At 53.1% G+C, this 572-nt stretch carries 2 protein-coding genes; both read right to left on the bottom strand.

Features of this window, described 5'->3' with window-relative positions; genetic code table 11:
- A partial coding sequence (locus DMI82_RS19600) for a VirB6/TrbL-like conjugal transfer protein, CD1112 family (protein ID WP_242981892.1) occupies positions 1 to 330 on the bottom strand: 330 nt, incomplete at its 3' end.
- An 11-nt stretch (positions 331 to 341) separates the two neighbouring features.
- Entirely contained in the window at positions 342 to 554 is a 213-nt protein-coding gene (locus DMI82_RS19595) for a Maff2 family mobile element protein (protein ID WP_044963257.1), read from the bottom strand.
- Positions 555 to 572 lie beyond the last annotated feature (18 nt).

Genomic DNA, 572 nt, shown 5'->3' with positions numbered 1-572 from the left:
GATTGCACAGGCTGTTTTGAACATCCATTTATAGAGGTTCGCAACGTCAACCTCGTGCATATTGTTCTTTTCCAAAAGCATCTGTATGAGCTCATAAGTGGCAACAAAGGTCAGCACCATTCCGGCAATCGGCAGGATCACCGTTTCGGAAAGCTGTCGGATCAGGGAGAAAACCCCGGCGTGCCACGCCGCCGGGGTAGTCCCTACCTGTGCCGCAATCTCTCCGACTTGGGTATTGACAGTATCAAAAAGACCTTCGAGGTTCCCCATGATCCCGCCAATCAGAAGCTCTTTGAGCCAGTTTGTGAGCCAGTCGGTGAGAAAATCCATAAGCGCCTACCTTAAAACAGGCCAGACAGCAGAGGGATCAGTGTGGTGCCAATGACGATGATGCCGCCGCCCGCCATGAGCTGCTTCATGCCCTGGGACTTGGAGCCCGGGTTATCCGAGCCGTAGCCCTCCAGCAGATTAACCACGCCCCACACGCCAAGGCCAGCACCGAGAGCAATAACGAGGGTCTGTAAAGTGTCGATTGCAGATGAGAAAAATGCCATATAAGCCTCCATTTCTCC

Origin of the sequence: Blautia sp. BCRC 81119 (assembly GCF_003184505.1) — a bacterium.
Lineage (GTDB): Bacteria > Bacillota > Clostridia > Lachnospirales > Lachnospiraceae > Blautia_A > Blautia_A fusiformis.
The sequence above is the reverse complement of the archived record's forward strand: the minus strand, read 5'-3'. Positions and strand labels throughout refer to the sequence as shown.